Source organism: Cryobacterium luteum (genome assembly GCF_900110125.1).
Taxonomy (GTDB): domain Bacteria; phylum Actinomycetota; class Actinomycetes; order Actinomycetales; family Microbacteriaceae; genus Cryobacterium; species Cryobacterium luteum.
Genome location: NZ_FOCN01000006.1, coordinates 163,242 through 178,920, shown reverse-complemented (window position 1 = coordinate 178,920; position 15,679 = coordinate 163,242). Strand labels below are relative to the sequence as shown.

Annotated in this window: 15 protein-coding genes; 2 read left to right on the top strand and 13 right to left on the bottom strand. The window is 65.5% G+C overall.

Features of this window, described 5'->3' with window-relative positions:
• A partial coding sequence (locus BMW72_RS18720; RefSeq protein WP_208598216.1) for a PKD domain-containing protein occupies positions 1-460 on the top strand: 460 nt, incomplete at its 5' end.
• 41 nt (positions 461-501) lie between these two features.
• Here BMW72_RS18720 and BMW72_RS08800 read toward each other — a convergent pair.
• Genes BMW72_RS08800 through BMW72_RS08790 form a run of 3 tightly spaced genes read right to left on the bottom strand, consistent with a single transcriptional unit; the run spans position 502 to position 2,493 of the window.
• Positions 502-834 carry a peptidase gene (locus tag BMW72_RS08800; protein ID WP_092109610.1) on the bottom strand — a complete coding sequence of 111 codons (333 nt, stop codon included), beginning with the start codon at positions 832-834 and terminating at the stop codon, positions 502-504.
• Entirely contained in the window at positions 831-2,027 is a 1,197-nt protein-coding gene (locus tag BMW72_RS08795) for an inorganic phosphate transporter (protein ID WP_174843161.1), read from the bottom strand. Before BMW72_RS08795 ends, BMW72_RS08800 begins: the two co-directional genes overlap by 4 nt.
• On the bottom strand, positions 2,020-2,493 hold the full coding sequence (locus BMW72_RS08790; RefSeq protein WP_092109605.1) for an 8-oxo-dGTP diphosphatase: 474 nt from the start codon (positions 2,491-2,493) through the stop codon (positions 2,020-2,022). Before BMW72_RS08790 ends, BMW72_RS08795 begins: the two co-directional genes overlap by 8 nt.
• An 88-nt stretch (positions 2,494-2,581) precedes the next feature.
• Here BMW72_RS08790 and BMW72_RS08785 point away from each other — a divergent pair, with 88 nt between their 5' ends.
• Complete coding sequence (locus tag BMW72_RS08785) at positions 2,582-2,836, top strand: mycoredoxin (protein WP_092109602.1); 255 nt, start codon at positions 2,582-2,584, stop codon at positions 2,834-2,836.
• A gap of 80 nt (positions 2,837-2,916) precedes the next feature.
• On the opposite strand, the gene BMW72_RS08780 is transcribed toward BMW72_RS08785, so the two are convergent.
• From BMW72_RS08780 to BMW72_RS08735, 10 genes are all read right to left on the bottom strand, one after another.
• Complete coding sequence (locus BMW72_RS08780; protein WP_092109600.1) at positions 2,917-3,945, bottom strand: 6-phosphofructokinase; 1,029 nt, start codon at positions 3,943-3,945, stop codon at positions 2,917-2,919.
• A 160-nt stretch (positions 3,946-4,105) separates the two neighbouring features.
• Entirely contained in the window at positions 4,106-6,292 is a 2,187-nt protein-coding gene (locus BMW72_RS08775) for a DEAD/DEAH box helicase (RefSeq protein WP_092109598.1), read from the bottom strand.
• Positions 6,293-6,606: 314 nt separating this feature from the next.
• Positions 6,607-6,942 (bottom strand): DUF6804 family protein, encoded by a 336-nt coding sequence (locus tag BMW72_RS08770; protein ID WP_241983817.1) that lies wholly within the window; start codon positions 6,940-6,942, stop codon positions 6,607-6,609.
• Between the two features lie 11 nt (positions 6,943-6,953).
• Complete coding sequence (locus tag BMW72_RS08765) at positions 6,954-8,867, bottom strand: DUF2207 family protein (RefSeq protein ID WP_092109594.1); 1,914 nt, start codon at positions 8,865-8,867, stop codon at positions 6,954-6,956.
• Positions 8,868-8,931: 64 nt separating this feature from the next.
• On the bottom strand, positions 8,932-9,492 hold the full coding sequence (locus BMW72_RS08760; protein ID WP_092109592.1) for a GDSL-type esterase/lipase family protein: 561 nt from the start codon (positions 9,490-9,492) through the stop codon (positions 8,932-8,934).
• Positions 9,493-9,587: 95 nt separating this feature from the next.
• Positions 9,588-11,108: an SDR family oxidoreductase gene (locus BMW72_RS08755; protein WP_092109590.1), complete on the bottom strand. Its 1,521-nt coding sequence runs from the start codon at positions 11,106-11,108 to the stop codon at positions 9,588-9,590.
• Between the two features lie 57 nt (positions 11,109-11,165).
• On the bottom strand, positions 11,166-12,029 hold the full coding sequence (locus BMW72_RS08750; RefSeq protein WP_092109588.1) for an aldehyde dehydrogenase family protein: 864 nt from the start codon (positions 12,027-12,029) through the stop codon (positions 11,166-11,168).
• Positions 12,026-13,570, bottom strand: a complete 1,545-nt coding sequence (locus BMW72_RS08745) for an aldehyde dehydrogenase family protein (RefSeq protein ID WP_092109585.1) — start codon at positions 13,568-13,570, stop codon at positions 12,026-12,028. The genes BMW72_RS08750 and BMW72_RS08745 overlap by 4 nt, the downstream gene beginning before the upstream one ends.
• Before the next feature lie 9 nt (positions 13,571-13,579).
• Positions 13,580-14,593, bottom strand: a complete 1,014-nt coding sequence (gene deoC, locus BMW72_RS08740) for a deoxyribose-phosphate aldolase (protein WP_092109582.1) — start codon at positions 14,591-14,593, stop codon at positions 13,580-13,582.
• Positions 14,590-15,564 (bottom strand): sugar-binding transcriptional regulator, encoded by a 975-nt coding sequence (locus BMW72_RS08735; RefSeq protein WP_241988458.1) that lies wholly within the window; start codon positions 15,562-15,564, stop codon positions 14,590-14,592. The genes deoC and BMW72_RS08735 overlap by 4 nt, the downstream gene beginning before the upstream one ends.
• Positions 15,565-15,679: the final 115 nt, after the last annotated feature.

Here is a 15,679-nt window from a genome sequence, read left to right as displayed (position 1 = left end):
AAACTTCCCCGCCTACCCCACCCCCACCGGCATGGAACCCAGCGGCTGGGCCATCATCGGACTCGCTGCGAATTTCTGGGCCGGAGCATCCGCCCAACTCGGCGACGGACTCCTCCTCGGCCAACCCGCACAAGTCATGTTCACCCCGATCGGCTACCACTGGACCTACGGCGACGGCGACACCATTTCGACCGCGACCGGCGGCGCCAGCTGGGAAGCCCTCGGCCTCACCGAATTCACCCCCACCCCCACCAGCCACACCTACACCGAAAAGGGCACCTACACCGTCACCCTCACCGTCGACTACCGAGCCGACTACAGCTTCGGCGACCAAGGCTGGCGACCCGTCGAAGGAACCGTCACCGTGCCCTCCGCCCCGTTCACCGTCGTCGCAGCGAACGAATCCACCGTGCTCGTCGCCGAAGACTGCAACACCAACCCCCACGGACCCGGCTGCTGACCACGGCCGCGCCGGCGTCCAATCGCCACGAAGCAATCCGGTTATCTGTGCAGGGCCGGCACGATCAGGTAGACGCCATACAGCACGGCCAGGCCGCAGAGCACGAAGCAGGCGTAGCCGGCGAACAACGCCAGGCGTTTCATCCCGGACGTGAGCGGGTTCGCCGCAGCCGCCTTCCGCGCGCGTTTGAGCTGCTTAGCGGCCTTCTTCGGCGTCAGCACGGTGATCGCCCCGGTGAACTCGAGCGGGTCGACCAGGGGGATGCGTCCGGCCGTGGTGAGCAGGCGCAGGCCGAGGGAGTAGAGGCTCACGAGTAGCGCCGCTGAAAACAGTGACGCTACGGAGACGATGAGAAATGCGCTCCAGTCGATCACAGTGAGACCTTCTTACGGTCGCGGCGGGAGGGACGACGCGGTGTCTTCCTAATGTTGACCACCCGTCCGGCATCGTCGATGTCGTTGAGCAGGGTGTGGTGCGTGACCCGGTTGCGCCGCGACCAACGGAACAGCGCCATGATCACGATGGTTCCGATCACCATGTCGAGCACGATGCCGATCGGCCCCAGCAGGGCGAGCCCGGCCGCGAAGGCGCCCATGATCGCCGAAGCCGGCAGGGTCATGACCCAGCCGAGAGCGATGCGGCCGGCCATGCCCCAGCGAATGGTCGAGCCGCGGCGACCGAGCCCGGAACCGATCACCGAACCGGAAGCGACCTGCGTGGTGGAGAGTGCGAATCCAAGATGGCTCGAGGCGAGGATCGTGGCCGCGGTGCTGGTTTCAGCGGCGAACCCCTGCGCCGGCTTGATCTCGGTCAGGCCGGCGCCCATGGTGCGAATAATGCGCCAGCCACCGGTGTAGGTACCGATCGCGATCGCGAGCGCGCACGCGGCGATGACCCAGAAGGTGGGGCCAGTGCCGACGGCCTGGAAACCACCGGCGATGAGGGTCAGGGTGATCACTCCCATGGTCTTCTGGGCGTCGTTGGTGCCATGCGCCAGGGCGACCAGTGACGAGGAGAAGATCTGCGCGTACCGGAACCCGCCGCGGCCGTCTGGTTTGCCGACGTCCCGCCGGGTGATCATGTACGCCAGACGGGTCGCGACGAGGGCGACGATCCCGGCGATCAGTGGTGCGATCAGCGCTGGCAGAATCACCTTCGCGGCGACGACGTTGTAGTCGACGGCCTGAGAGCCAACGCCGATGACGGTCGCCCCGATCAGCCCGCCGAACAGCGCGTGGCTCGAGCTCGACGGGAGCCCCATCAGCCAGGTGACCAGGTTCCAGACGATCGCGCCGATCAGGCCGGCGAAGATAAGCTCTGGGGTGATCAGCACCCCGCGGTCGCCCTCCTTGATGATGCCGCCCGACACGGTGCGGGCAACCTCGGTCGAGAGGAATGCACCGACCAGGTTGAGCAGAGCGGCGACACCAACCGCGACTTTTGGTTTCATGGCCCCGGTCGCGATCGGGGTGGCCATGGCGTTCGCCGTGTCGTGAAAACCGTTGGTGAAGTCGAAGATGAGCGCCAGAGCAATCACCAGAACGATGATGAGGCTGAAGTCAGGCACGAGACACCACGCTTTCCAGGTCGGCGCCGAAGGTGAAGGTGGCGCGAACCGGTACGCCGGCGAGCACTCCCGGCAACCAGTACCGGGCATCGTCCCACATCTCATCGACTGGCAGACTCTGTACGTCCCACCAGACCGGGTTCAGCTCGTTCGATTCCCGCGGGGTGCCCGACCATTCGTCACAGACGAACACGGTCGACTCCTGGCTCCACTCCTCGCGGTGCGGAAACAGGTAGGTGAGATATCCCAGTTCGGTCAGAGCGGATGCCGCCACCACGAGACCGGACTCTTCCGCGATTTCACGCACCGCCGCATCCACTGCACTTTCCCCGATTTCCAGCTTGCCGCCGAGACCGACGATGTTGCCAACGCCGAGGCCTTTCTTCTTGCGCCCCAGCAGTACCTGCCGGTTGCCTTCGGAAGATAGTCGCGTGAGGTAGCACACGCATACCTGGGGCAAAGTCATTGGTTCATCTTAATACTCGTTGCACGGAAGGCTCGTTCGGCAGAAGGCCCCGGAGTGGATTCTAAGGCGGCTCCGATAAGGTAAATTCATGGACTTTGTACCCGCTTCCGGAACCATCACCATGTTCACGACCGACTGGTGCGGCTACTGCAAACGATTGAAGAAGCAGCTTGATACCGCCGGGATCGGCTACACCGAGGTGAACATTGAGCGAGTTGACGGTACTCCCGAACTCGTGATGAGCCTGAACAACGGGAACCAGACGGTGCCCACAATTCTCTACCCAGACGGCTCCGCCGCGACGAACCCGTCGCTGTCTCAGGTTCAGGCGAAACTCGCCTGACGCTCCTCCCGGCACTTGTTTGAGAAGCTGGCACTGGTTCGAACACGTGCGAACCGCTCAACCGCGTGCCACGAGTTGGGTTAGCCGAACAGTACGGCGGCCTCGTCGTACCGGGCCGGTGACACCCGCTTCAGGCCGATAGTGGCCGAAGCGATGCTCACTACGTCGATCTCAGTGCCGCGCAGCGACACCATCGATCCCCACTGCGAATTGTGGATGGCGTCGACCGCTGCCATGCCGAGGCGGGTGGCGAGCACGCGATCGTACGCCGAGGGGGCGCCACCACGCTGGGTGTGACCGAGAACGGTGGCGCGACTTTCGATGCCGGTGCGTTCCTCGATGAGCGGCGCGATGATCTCGCTGATTCCACCGAGGCGTGGGCGGTGAAAAGCGTCGAGGCCTTTGGTCGAGTGTGCCTCCTGCATGCCCGAGAGCAGAAAGCCCTCTGACACGACGATGACCGGGGCCCGGCCGCGATCCCGCACGTGCTCAACCCAGTCACAGATCTGCTCGATGGACTTGGGCTGCTCGGGAATGAGGATGGCGTGGGCGCCCCCGGCCATGCCGGAGTGCAGCGCGATCCAGCCGACGTGGCGTCCCATGACCTCGACGACCATGCAGCGGCCGTGGGACTCGGCGGTGGTGCGCAGGCGGTCGATCGCCTCCGTGGCGATCTCTACGGCGGTGTTGAAGCCGAACGAGTAGTCGGTGGCCTCGAGGTCGTTGTCGATGGTCTTGGGAACACCGACAATGTTCAGTCCGGCCTCGGTGAGGCGGTGCGCCGCGGTGAGGGTGCCCTCGCCGCCGATCGCTATCACGGCGTCGATTCCGTTGGCGTCGAGGGTGCGCTGAATGTTCTCAGGGCCGCCGTTCTCGCCCTCGAAGGGATTGGTTCGGGAGCTGCCGAGGATGGTGCCGCCCTGGCGCGACAGGCCGCGCACGCTGTGCCGATCGAGCGGCATGAATTCGTTCTGCACGAGCCCGCGCCAACCGTTGCGGATGCCGATGAATTCGAAGTCGTGAGTGCGCACGCCCTTGAGCACGGCGCCGCGAATGACCGCGTTGAGTCCGGGGCAGTCGCCGCCGCTGGTGAGAATTCCGATCTTCATGGCTGGCCGATCTTGATAGCGGGACGAGTCGTGTCGTACGGATCATGTCGTAACCTGCGCTCGGTCACAATTATGTTCTTACAAGGGCGCTCCGACAATCATGGTGCCTGCAGTGGGGTCGACTCAAATCGGTCGAATCGCAGCAGAGCATCTGGTCGCTTTACAGCTTTCCGTCCAGAGCCTGCGTGAGAACGTAGATGAGGGCACTCGCCTGCACCGAATCGGCCGCCGAATACTCCTCCTGCGAACCGTCGAGGGCGCGCGCTGCGAGACCCTGCTTACTGCCGATCAGGTCGGCGATGCGCGCGTCGATGGTGTGCGCGGCAATGATTCGCCAGGCGGTGACCGGCTCGTCCTGGCCGATGCGGTGCACCCGGTCGATGGCCTGCGTCTGTTCGGCCGCCGTCCAGCTCAGCTCGGCGAGCACGACGTTCGACGCGGCCTGCAGGTTGACGCCGACACCGGCTGCGGTGAGCGAGCACACCGCGATGGCGACGTCGGGATCGTTGTTGAACGAGTCGATCGCGGCCTGGCGGGCCAGCGCGCTCTGGTCGCCGCGTAGGGAGACCGTGCGCAGGTCGCGTTTGGCGAAGATCTCTTCTGCCGTGTCCATGACGTCGATGTGCTTGGCGAAGAACACGACCTTGCCGACCGAGCGGGCCAACTGCGCGGCGTAGTCCGCCGCGAGACCGGCCTTGGCCTGGCCGATCTTGCGCACCATCGTGAAGACGTTTTCCCCGGTGGTCTGGCCTTTGGAATCTTCGAGTTCGGCGTGGGCGACGGCGCGAATGTAGGCATCCCGCTGATCTTCGTCGGGGACAGCCGGACCGCCGGAGCCGGCATGCCGGGCGGCGACGAGCGCCTGATAGCGGGTGACCAGGCGGGCGCCAAGTTCACGTTCGGCCTGGCGGATGGAACGGCCGAGATCGTCGTCGAGCTCGACCGGCAGGTCGGCGATGCGCTTGGCCGGCAGGTCGGCGGCCACGTCGACTTTGCGGCGACGCACGATGCCCATGTCGATGACGGCGGCGCGGGCTTCTTTGTAGAAGCCCACGTCGGCTGGGTTCAGCCCCGTTTCTTCCAGGCGTTTCAGCAGCGCGGGCGCTGGCTTGTCCCCGTCGATCCAGCCGAGGAACTGCCAGATGGCACGAAAGTCGTCGACGTCGTTGATGAGGGGGGTTCCGGTGAGCGCCATCAGTAGCGGGTTACCGCCCGGGGTGCGGCGCCGAATCTGCTCGGCGAGCGAGAGCACGTGCTTGGACCGTTGGGACGACAGATTCTTGATGAAGTGCGCCTCGTCGACGACCATGCCTTTGAAGCCGAGCGTGCCGAGCCAGGCCAAGTGCCGGTCAAGTACGTCGTAGTTCACCACGACGACGTCGGCGAAAGCGTCGAGGGTGTCGCCGTCTCCGTGAATGACGGTGGCCCGCCGGTTCGGCGTCCACAGTTCCACCTCGCGGGCCCAGTTCATTTTCACCACGTTGGGCACGATGGCCAGCAACGGGTAGGCGTTGGCAACGGATGCTGCCAGCAGGCTTTGCGCGGTTTTGCCGAGGCCTGGCTCGTCGGCGAGCAGGTAGCTGCGGTGCCCCAGCCTGGCGCTCTCAATGAAGCGGGCCTGGTGGCGCATGAGTTCCATGCCGTTCGGTGACAGCCGGTCGAGGCGGGGCGCCTCCGGCATGTCCATGCTGGCCGCCTGTCCGCCTGAACCGTACTCGAACGATTTGAAGAGCGGGCCGAGCAGTTCCCAGTTGGCGAGCCGGCGCGGGTGCACGATCGGTTGGGCGGCAGCGCTGAAGTCGGGGGCGAGGAACGGGTTGGCCAGTTGTCTGGCCTTGACGGACTGCGGGATGACCTGGTTCTGCAGCACGACCGGTGCCGCTTCGGGCTCCCGGGTGATGATGAGTTCGTCGGGGCTCAGCTCGGCTCCCGATTCGATCAGCCAGTCCCGACGAAAGCGCTGGGCCACGGTCGACACGCCGGCGTCGGGCTCGAGCAGTGTGATCAGGCTGGTGTCCCTGGCCGCGGTCTTGGCCAGAATCTGGGCGATGCCGTCGAGGCGTTTGAGCAGCTCTGCTCGGTTCGCGTCGGAGAGCTCTTTGTCGCCCTTGACCCGGGCTCGTTCTTCGCGCATGAGCAGGGCGATGACCTGATACTTGGTGCGGTTGGTTGGCCCAAGCTTGGTGCCGGACTGCGCCTTGGCCTCAACCTCGCGCACCTTGCGCGCCAGAATCGGAATGATCGGCGCGTCGTCGTCGCGGGAACGCGGATGCGCACGGTTGCGGCTGGCTCCATTACGGCCGAGGTTGTTCCGGCTGCCCGAGGCATCGGTGCGGGTATAAGCCATTGTTCTCCACTTCGAAGCAGCACGGTACGGGTACCGGCTGTACCTGTCCACGTGTGCCGGTCACGGCATTCTGGTGTTACCGGAACGCTGCATTCCACTTATCATTCCCGCGGTGTCAAACCACACGGTGCAGAAATAATCGATTTGAGAAACACAGCACGGGCCCTGATCATGACGTCAAACCCAAAGTCAAACGGATGCTGTCGCAGCGGCGGTGCCGTTGAATCACCCGATCAAGGGGTGATGACATCGAATGCGAGCGCACAGTAGAGACCTGACCCGGTTCTCAACGCGCTTGTAGTCTACGCCTTCGTTCATTCCTTGCGAACCGGCACCTTGGTGCGCAGACCGACGATGATGAAAACGATGGCAGCGATGAACTGCGCCGAAACCCAGCCCTGCCCGCTGAGGTCGAGGATCACGACCGGGTTCCACAGCACGGCCATCGGAACAAGGCCGATCAGCCAGTACCAGGACCGGGCCTGGATCACAAAAACGCAGATGATGAGCGCGAGGATGCTGACCGCGTAGCGGATGATGATGAAGCTCTCGCTCTCGAGGAGTGCCAGTCCGGCGAGCAGAACGATGGCGCCGAGCAGCCCCGGTGCGAGTGCCGAACGGGTGAAGGTCGGTTCGGCTGGTGTGCCCATTACCCGAGCCATCAGACGCCCCCTCCGCCGCCGCCGCCGCCACCGCCACCGGAGAAGCCACCACCGCCGCCGCCAGAACTCGATGAGCTCGCGGCGCTGCCCGACCAGGACGCGCTCGTGGCGGTCGAAAACGTGCTGATCGCACCGGCGAAGTAGGCCGCCTGGAATATTCCAGACCCAAAATACCAGTCGGGCTGCGTGTTGCTTTCGGCGTAATACTGGCTGAGAACGCCGGACCAGTCCTTCTCCTGCCCGAACAGGACGGCCAGGGGCAGCACTCGTTCGTAGAGTTTCACGATCTGCACGGAGGGGGCATCCGCTGTATCGGTGCCCTGGGTCAGATCGGGGCGTGAATTCTCCGGCCGATACACGGAGCGCACGGCTCCCTCCGGACTCTGCAATACTCGCAGCCGATCGGCTTCAGCCAGACCTATATACAACTTGACGCCCTTCAGATAGTCACGGAGCTCAGCGCCGCTTTCGGTCAGCGGTCGCAGATTACCGGCGAACACGAACGTGCCCACCGCGCTGATGATCGCGACGGCGATGAACAACAACGGCCACCAACCGCCCACAACGGTGATGACGGCGCCGAGGCTTCCCACCAGTGCCACACCGGCACCGACGACCGCGAGCAAAAACAGCCAGAACCGCAGGCCGTCGTTCTTCTTCTCCCGCAGGCCCAGCCGCAACGATTGCGCTCTGGCAGCCAGGCGCTCCTTCTGCAGCGCCTTGCTCAAAGAGATGCTCTTCTTCTTCAGGTCTCGCTGGTCGCCGGCCTGCAGACCGGGGAACAGCTTGCCGAGAATACGACTCTCGGTCTCATCGACCCCGTGTGCGTGCACGAATTCGAGCAGAAAGTGGCTCTTCTTGTCGCCCGCTTCGAGAATGCGCACGTTGCCGCGCACCGCAAAGCTGATGAACTGGGCTGCCATCGCCTTGCTGGCTGTGCCGGTGACATCGCCGGAGGTGAGCAGGTTCACCCCCCGCGGCGGCAGATATTCGGCGATGATCGTGAAGCGGCCGGCGGCGCTCCGCCAACGCGTGGTCCGCAGCAGACCGGCGACGAGCGCCGTGAACAGGGTCACCAGTGCGCCGACCAGCCCCACGCTCGGTAGTGCGTTGGCGGTGAAGGAATCATCCCGCGGCACGAAGGTGCCCGGCTCGAACGGAACGACGACAGTGAGGGTTTCTCGCGCATCCAGATTGCTGGCGAGCCCGATCACGGCCGGCTGCGCCGACGAACCGACCACGCGGATGTCCTCACACGGTGTGCTGGAGCCTTCCGGTCCATGAAAACAGAGCGCCTGTCCTTGCAGCTGGTCGACCAGCTGCGGATCGAACCGCACGGTGGACGTGACCAGGCCGAAAGTTTGGTCCCACCCGGTGCCGTTCACGTCCCAGTAGAACTCTTCGGTGTTCGCGTCGGCGGGGTACAGCGTCACATTCGACTGCTCATAGGTGATCACGTAGGTCTGCGCACCGTGCACGAATTCGTCGGCGGCGATGGTCACGTCGAGAAATTCCTGCTCACGCTCCTCGCTCGTGGTCTCGGTGTCGAAACTGCGCGGTGCTCCGGTCTCATCGGTGACGCTGTCGATCACGATATCGGTCGGGTGGCCCTGGTATCGCGTGGGGAACGCCCGGCGGATGCCGTGGTTCTGATCGATGTCTGGAAATCGGGCCACGATCGTTTCGACGGTGGTGAGCGTCGAGCGGCCGTCGGCGTCAAGCCCGAGCTCGTACTGCGCATCGAAGGACTCGAAGCTGAAGTCGTTGGCGTCGGAGCCCACCAGGCTGACGGCGCTGGTGTTCGCCGCTCCGGCAGCTGCGGCCTGCGCGGACGGAGCGAGCGCGAACACGGCTCCCCCGAAGACCAGCGCACCGAGGGTCAGAACAAGGGCAGGACGAACCGATCGGAGCATGACTCCACTCTACCGAGCGTGCGGCGCTCGAAACTCTGCCAGGCCCGGCCCGCTCGTATGCGGATCAGGCGTGCTGAATGGGAATGGACGTCGTCGACGGCGGGCGTTCGAACAGAATCTCCAGCCCGGGCTTCAGTTCGCTTAGCCAGGCCGCATAGCCAGCCGGATTCAGGTGCAGCCGGTCGATGCCGAGCGCCGGGTCGAGTTCGCCGTCGGGCAGGGCCAATGCCGGCCACAGATCGAGGTATTGCACGTGTTGGGTGGGGGCGTACTGCCAGATATGCCGGTTGATGGAGCGAATGATCGGGGCGAACTCCCGGTCGCGTGGCAGAACCGACTGAACCATGATGCGGGTTTCCGGTAGTGCGCGGCGCAGGGTGTGCAGGATGGTTTCAAGATTGCGCACGACATACTCGTCGGATTTGCGCCAGCCGAGATCGTTGGTTCCGACCCCGATGACGATGGCATCCGGCCGCAGCTCAATGACCTGATCCAGCTGTTCAATGACCTCGTCGGTGGTGTTTCCACTCAGCGCCAGATTGTGCACGTCGTGTTCGGGAAACCATTCGTCCCATTGACCGCCCGCAACGAGGCCGTCGCCCAAAAAGGCGAGAGAAACTGACATCGTGGCCTCCTACTCGTTTCCATCATGCCTCGAACCGGTGCGAGCCGCCAGAATTCTCAGACTATCCGCACGTTTTGTCCACAGAGCGGCCCGCCTCAGTCGCCCTTGGAGTGAGAAACTGTCGCGAGCGGATGCCCGGCCTCAGCTTCGCGTTCCACCGCCGCCGCCGCGGCGATCCGGGTAGCCATGCCCTCGAAGATGATGCCGTGGAACGGAAAGATGACCGCCCAGTACAGCCGGCCACCGAGGCCGCGGGGAAAGAAAATGGCACGCTGCCGGTAGACCGAGCCGCCGGCAACCGTTGGTGAGACGCTCATTTCCAGCCAGGCTCGACCCGGAACGCGCATTTCGGCGCGGAGTCGCAAGAAGCTGCCGTGGTCGATCTGTTCCACCCGCCAGAAGTCGAGCACCTCGCCGTTGTGCAGATGGTCGGGATTGCGGCGTCCGCGGCGCAGGCCCACGCCGCCGACGGCCTTGTCCATCAGGCCGCGCACCGCCCAGGCGAGCGGAAAGGAGTACCAGCCGTTTTCGCCGCCGATGCTCTCGATGACCCGCCAGAGGGCCGCCGGGTCGGCCGGGGTGGTCTTCTCGCGCAGGTCGGTGTAGACGGCGTGGCCGGCCCAGTCAGGGTCACTCGGCAGCGAGTTGCTCGACGCGCCCTCGATCGAGGAGTTGCGCCAGCTGGTCTCGACGTCGCCGTCGCGCATGCGGCCGAGCGCGAGGCGCACCGCACGTCGATAACCGGTGAGGCCGTCCTTCGGCTGCGGAATGAACTCGTCGATGTCACTCTCGCTCACGACACAGTCGTACTGCAGCGAGGCGATGATGGGGATGGCGAGGTTGCGCGGAATCGGCGTGACCAGGTTCACCCACTGTGAGGCCAGCCAGGGGGTGAGCACCGGCAGGGCGGCGATGGCCCGCTGCTTGAGGCCGGCCTCCAGGGCGTAGCCGTTCATCATCTGGCCGTAACGGAGCACGTCGGGTCCGCCGATGTCGAAGGTGCGGTTCACCTCGGGCGGCAGGTCGGCGGCGGCCTGAAGGTAGTACAGCACGTCGCGCACGGCGATCGGCTGGATTTTATTGCGCACCCACTTGGGTGCCGGCATGTACGGCAGCACGTCGGTCAGGTGGCGGATCATCTCGAACGAGGTCGAGCCGGAACCGATGACCACGCCGGCCTGGAAGGCAATGGTCGGCACACCGCTGGCGAGCAGGATACGGCCGACTTCCCGCCGGGAGTTGAGGTGGGGCGAGAGCGTTCCGGTCGAGGGGTGCAGCCCGCCAAGATAGACGATGCGCTCAACGTGGGCTGCGGCAGCGGCCTGCGCGACGTTCTGGGCGGCCAGGTGCTCGGTTTTCTCGAAGTCACCGGCCGCGCCCATCGAGTGCACGAGGTAGTACAGCACGTCGATGTCGACGCAGGCGCGCTGCACGGAGGCGAGGTCGCCGAGGTCCCCCTGCACGACCTCGACCTGGTCTGCCCACGGCACGTCACGCAGCTTCGACGGGGTGCGCACGAGCACCCGCACCGTGAAACCGGCCTCGAGGAGTTTGGGAACCAGGCGCCCCCCGATGTAGCCCGTTGCTCCGGTGACAAGTGCTCTGCGTAAGGTCATGCGGCGGAGCCTATCCCGTTCTCTTGACCCCCGGCTGAGTGTCGTCCCCGGGCGCGTTCAGAGAATCGCTTTGGTGTGCCAGACCGTCTTCAGCTCGGTGAAAGCGAGGATGCGGGACAGGGCCGGAGCCGCGGCATCCGCCCCGTTTTCGGGCGGGAGCACCCGCTTCAGGGTGTCAGCGGCGCTGATTTGCAGCTCCACCCAGTCGAGGTCGCCGGCACCGACCAGGTCGAGGGCGTTCACGTCGGCGTGGCTGGCCAGCCACGGGGCGATCTCGGCCGGGGAACCGGTCATGATGTTAACCACTCCGCCGGGCACGTCGCTCGTGGCGAGCACCTCGCCGAGGCTGATGGCCGAGAGCGGTGCGTTCTCGTTGGCGACGACGACAACCGTGTTGCCGGCCACCAGGGCCGGCGCGATGGCGCTGACCAGCCCCAGCAGCGATTCGCTGCCCTGCGGCGCGATGATCGCGACGACGCCGCTCGGTTCAGGCACCGAGAGGTTGAAGAACGGCCCGGAAACCGGGTTGGCGTTACCGGCGACCTGCACGTACTTGTCGGCCCAGCCGGCGTACCAGACCCAGCGGTCAATGGCCTCGTCAACCTGGGCGCTCGCGGCGGCGGCGTTCCCGCCCTCGCTGCTCATGATCTCGTCGATGAACTGCGCTCGGCGGCCTTCGAGCAGTTCGGCGATGCGATAGAGCACCTGGCCCCTGTTATAAGCCGTGGCACCGGCCCAGCCACCGAGGGCGCTGCGGGCGGCAACGACGGCGTCGCGGGCATCCTTGCGGCTGCCCTTGGCGGCATTGGCGAGAAAGTCGCCCTTGTGCGAGAGCACCTCGTAGACCCGGCCGGATTCACTGCGCGGGAATTTACCGCCGATGTAGAGCTTGTAGGTCTTGGGAATGGCGAGGCGGTTCACTTGGCGGCCTTCTCTGCGGATGCGGACTTCTTGCCGGCGGATGCGGACTTCTTGCTGACGGGTGTGACGCGGTCGGCGGCGGCGATCGACCGCGAGCCGGAGCGCACGGCGGGCTTGAGGTAGGCGGCGAGGCCGTGGCGGCCACCCTCGCGGCCGTAGCCGCTCTCTTTGTAGCCGCCGAACGGGCTGGACGGGTCGAACTGGTTGAAGGTATTCGCCCAGATGACGCCGGCGCGCAGTTTGTCGGCGACGGCGAGGATGCGGCTGCCCTTGTCGCTCCAGATGCCGGCCGAGAGGCCGTAGGGGGTGTTGTTGGCCTTGGCGATGGCCTCGGCCGGGGTGCGGAAGGTGAGCACGGAAAGCACCGGGCCGAAGATTTCGTCGCGGGCGATGCGGTGGCTGGTCGTGACGTTGGTGAAGATGGTCGGCGCGAACCAGAAGCCGTTCTCGGGGATGGCGCAGTCGGCGCTCCAACGTTCGGCGCCCTCTTGCTGGCCTCGCGCGGACAGTTCGCGGATGCGGGCGAGCTGTTCGGCGCTGTTGATGGCGCCGATGTCGGTGTTCTTGTCGAGCGGGTCGCCGAGGCGCAGGGTCTGCATGCGGCGTTTGAGCCGGTCGACGACGTCGTCGTGGATGCTTTCCTGCACGAGCAGGCGGCTTCCGGCACAGCAGACGTGGCCCTGGTTGAAGAAGATGCCGCGCACGATGCCCTCGACGGCCTGGTCGATCGGGGCGTCGTCGAAGACGATGTTGGCGCCCTTGCCGCCGAGTTCGAGGCTGAGCTTTTTCTCGGTTCCGGCGACCGAACGGGCGATCATTCGGCCGACCGAGGTCGAGCCGGTAAAGGCGACCTTATTGATCCCGGGGTGGTTGACGAGGGCAAGACCGGTGCTTCCGTCGCCGGTGATGATGTTCACCACCCCGGCCGGCAGATCCGCCTGCTGCAGGATCTCAGCAAACAGCAGAGCGGTGAGCGAGGTCGTCTCGGCGGGCTTGAGCACGACGGTATTTCCGGCAGCGAGCGCGGGGGCGATCTTCCAGGCCAGCATCATGAGCGGAAAATTCCACGGGATGACCTGGGCGGCGACGCCGAGCGAGGCCGGGTTGGGGCCCACTCCGGCGTGGTCGAGCTTGTCAGCCCAGCCGGCGTAGTAGAAGAACCAGGCCGCGACGAGCGGAATGTCGACGTCGCGGGTTTCTTTGATTGGCTTGCCGTTGTCGAGGGTTTCGGCGACGGCCAGTTCGCGGGCGCGTTCCTGCACCAGGCGGGCGATGCGAAACAGGTACTTGCCGCGGTCGCTTCCGGACAGACGCGACCAGACGCCGTCGTAGGCGTGCCGGGCGGCGGCGACGGCGGCGTCGACATCCGTTTCATTGGCGGTGGCGATCATCGCGATCCGTTGCTCGGTGGCCGGATTGATGCTCTGAAAGGGGGTACCGCGGCCGGCGGTGAAGTCACCGTTGATGAACAGGCCGTAGTCGCTTTTGAGGTTGAGCAGGGCCTGCGACTCGGGGGCCGGGGCGTAGTCGAGAAATTTCATGGTCGTTCCCTAGTCAATCGTCACGTAGTCGGGGCCGGAGTAGTGCCCGGTGGTCATCTTCTGGCGCTGCAGCAGCACGTCGTTCAGCAGGCTGGAGGCGCCGAAGCGGAACAGATGCGGCACGAGCCACTCCTCCCCCACGGTTTCGGCGACCGTCACGAGGTATTTGATGGCGTCTTTGGAGGTACGGATACCGCCGGCCGGCTTGACGCCGATGCGCACGCCGGTGAGTCGGTGCCAGTCGCGAACGACCTCGAGCATCGACAACGTCACCGGCAGCGTCGCGGCCGGGGCCACCTTTCCGGTGGAAGTCTTGATGAAGTCTGCGCCGGCGAGGATGGCCAGCCAGGAGGCACGGCGCACATTGTCGTAGGTGTTCAGTTCGCCGGTTTCGAGAATCACCTTGAGGTGGGCGAGGGTTCCGTCGGCACGACGGCAGACCTCCTTGACGGCGACGATCTCGTCGTAGACCTGGCCGAACCGGCCGGCCAGAAAAGCACCGCGGTCGATGACCATGTCGATCTCGTCGGCGCCGGCTGCGACGGCGTCGTGCACGTCGGCGAGCTTGACGGCGAGGGACGCTCGACCGCTCGGGAAAGCGGTCGCGACGGCGGCCACGTTGATTCCCTCTGTTCCACCGGCAGCGTGGGCCGAACCAAGCGCGGTGACGGCGGCGCCGACCATGTCTCCGTACACGCAGACGGCGGCGACACGGGGGCAGCCGGGATCGCCAGGGTCGGGAACGAGCGCTTTAGCGACGAGTGAACGCACTTTGCCGGGGGTGTCAGCGCCCTCGAGGGTGGTGAGGTCGATCAGTCCGATGATGGTGTCGATCGCCCAGCGTTTGGAGCTGGTCTTGATCGACCGGGTGCCGAGATCGGCGGCGCGAGCCTCGAGACCGACGGCGTCGATTCCGGGGATTCCGTGCAGGTACCGGCGCAGGTTGGCGTCGGTCGCTTCCCCGCCGATCAGCGCAAGGGCTCGCTGATCGGGCTGGTCGGCGGCCAATGGGCTGTTGGTCATGGGGTGTCCTTATCCTGAAGCAGTGCGTTCGCGGTGTCTTCGTCGGTCACCAGCACGGTGCACAGCCCATTACGCACGACGGCGCGGGCAATGGCGTGCTTGGTGTTTCCGGAGATGACCGCGATGGTGAGTGGGGCACGGCGCAACTGGTCGATCTGAATGCCGACTGTGCGCTCGTTGAGTTCCGGGTCGACGATGCGACCGTGCTTGTCGATGTAGCGGCCGACGACGTCGCCGACAGCGCCCTTCGCCACGAGCTCGTTGATCTGCTCCACGGTCAGGTAGCCGCTGTCGACGAGGGCGGAATTCGCGTCAGCCTGACCGGCGCTGAAGACGTAGGCCTGGGCGTTGCGGGCCAGGGCGAGCACCCCGGCGATGGTGCGGTCGGCCTCCATCGCCTGCTTGGTTTCGAGGCGTTCGAAGATGGCGGGGCTCGGCAGCAGGGTGGCCGAACCGTCGGCTTTGTGCGCGATGGTCACCGCAGTGGATGCCGCGGTGCCGGTGCGTTGGTTCAGGCTGACGCCACCGTTGATCTGCACCACGTTCACCCCCGGCGCCCAGCCCTGTTTCAGGTGCAGGGAGACGTCGTGCAGGGTGCGCCCCCAGCTGATGCCGAGGGTGCGCGGAATCGGGCGCAGGCTGGTGAGATAGTCGGCGGCGGCCTGAGCAGTGCGCGACTGCAGCTCGGCGTCACTCGACACCCCGGCGGAGGAGACGACGATCGCGTCGGTAAGGCCGGTAGATTCGCGGAGGCGCCGTTCGATCGGCAGCCGGCGGGCGCGGGGGTGCACGATCTCGATGCGGATGAAACCGTTGGCCTTGGCGCTCGCGAGCAACCGGCCGACCTTCCAGCGGGTAAGGCGCAAAATGACGCCGATCTCGTCCTGGGTCTGGTTTTCTTCGTAGTACAACTCGGCGGCGCGGATGGACAGGAGTTCGTCGGTGTCGCTCATGGTGGTGTCGCGGTCCAATCGTTTGGGCCCAGCCTACGTCTCCCGGCCGCACGAATCAACAGTCGTAGGGATTATTGCTCATGTGAGCAAACCTGGGGCCCGAACGGGGGCCGGTGCTGGCGCCAGTACGATC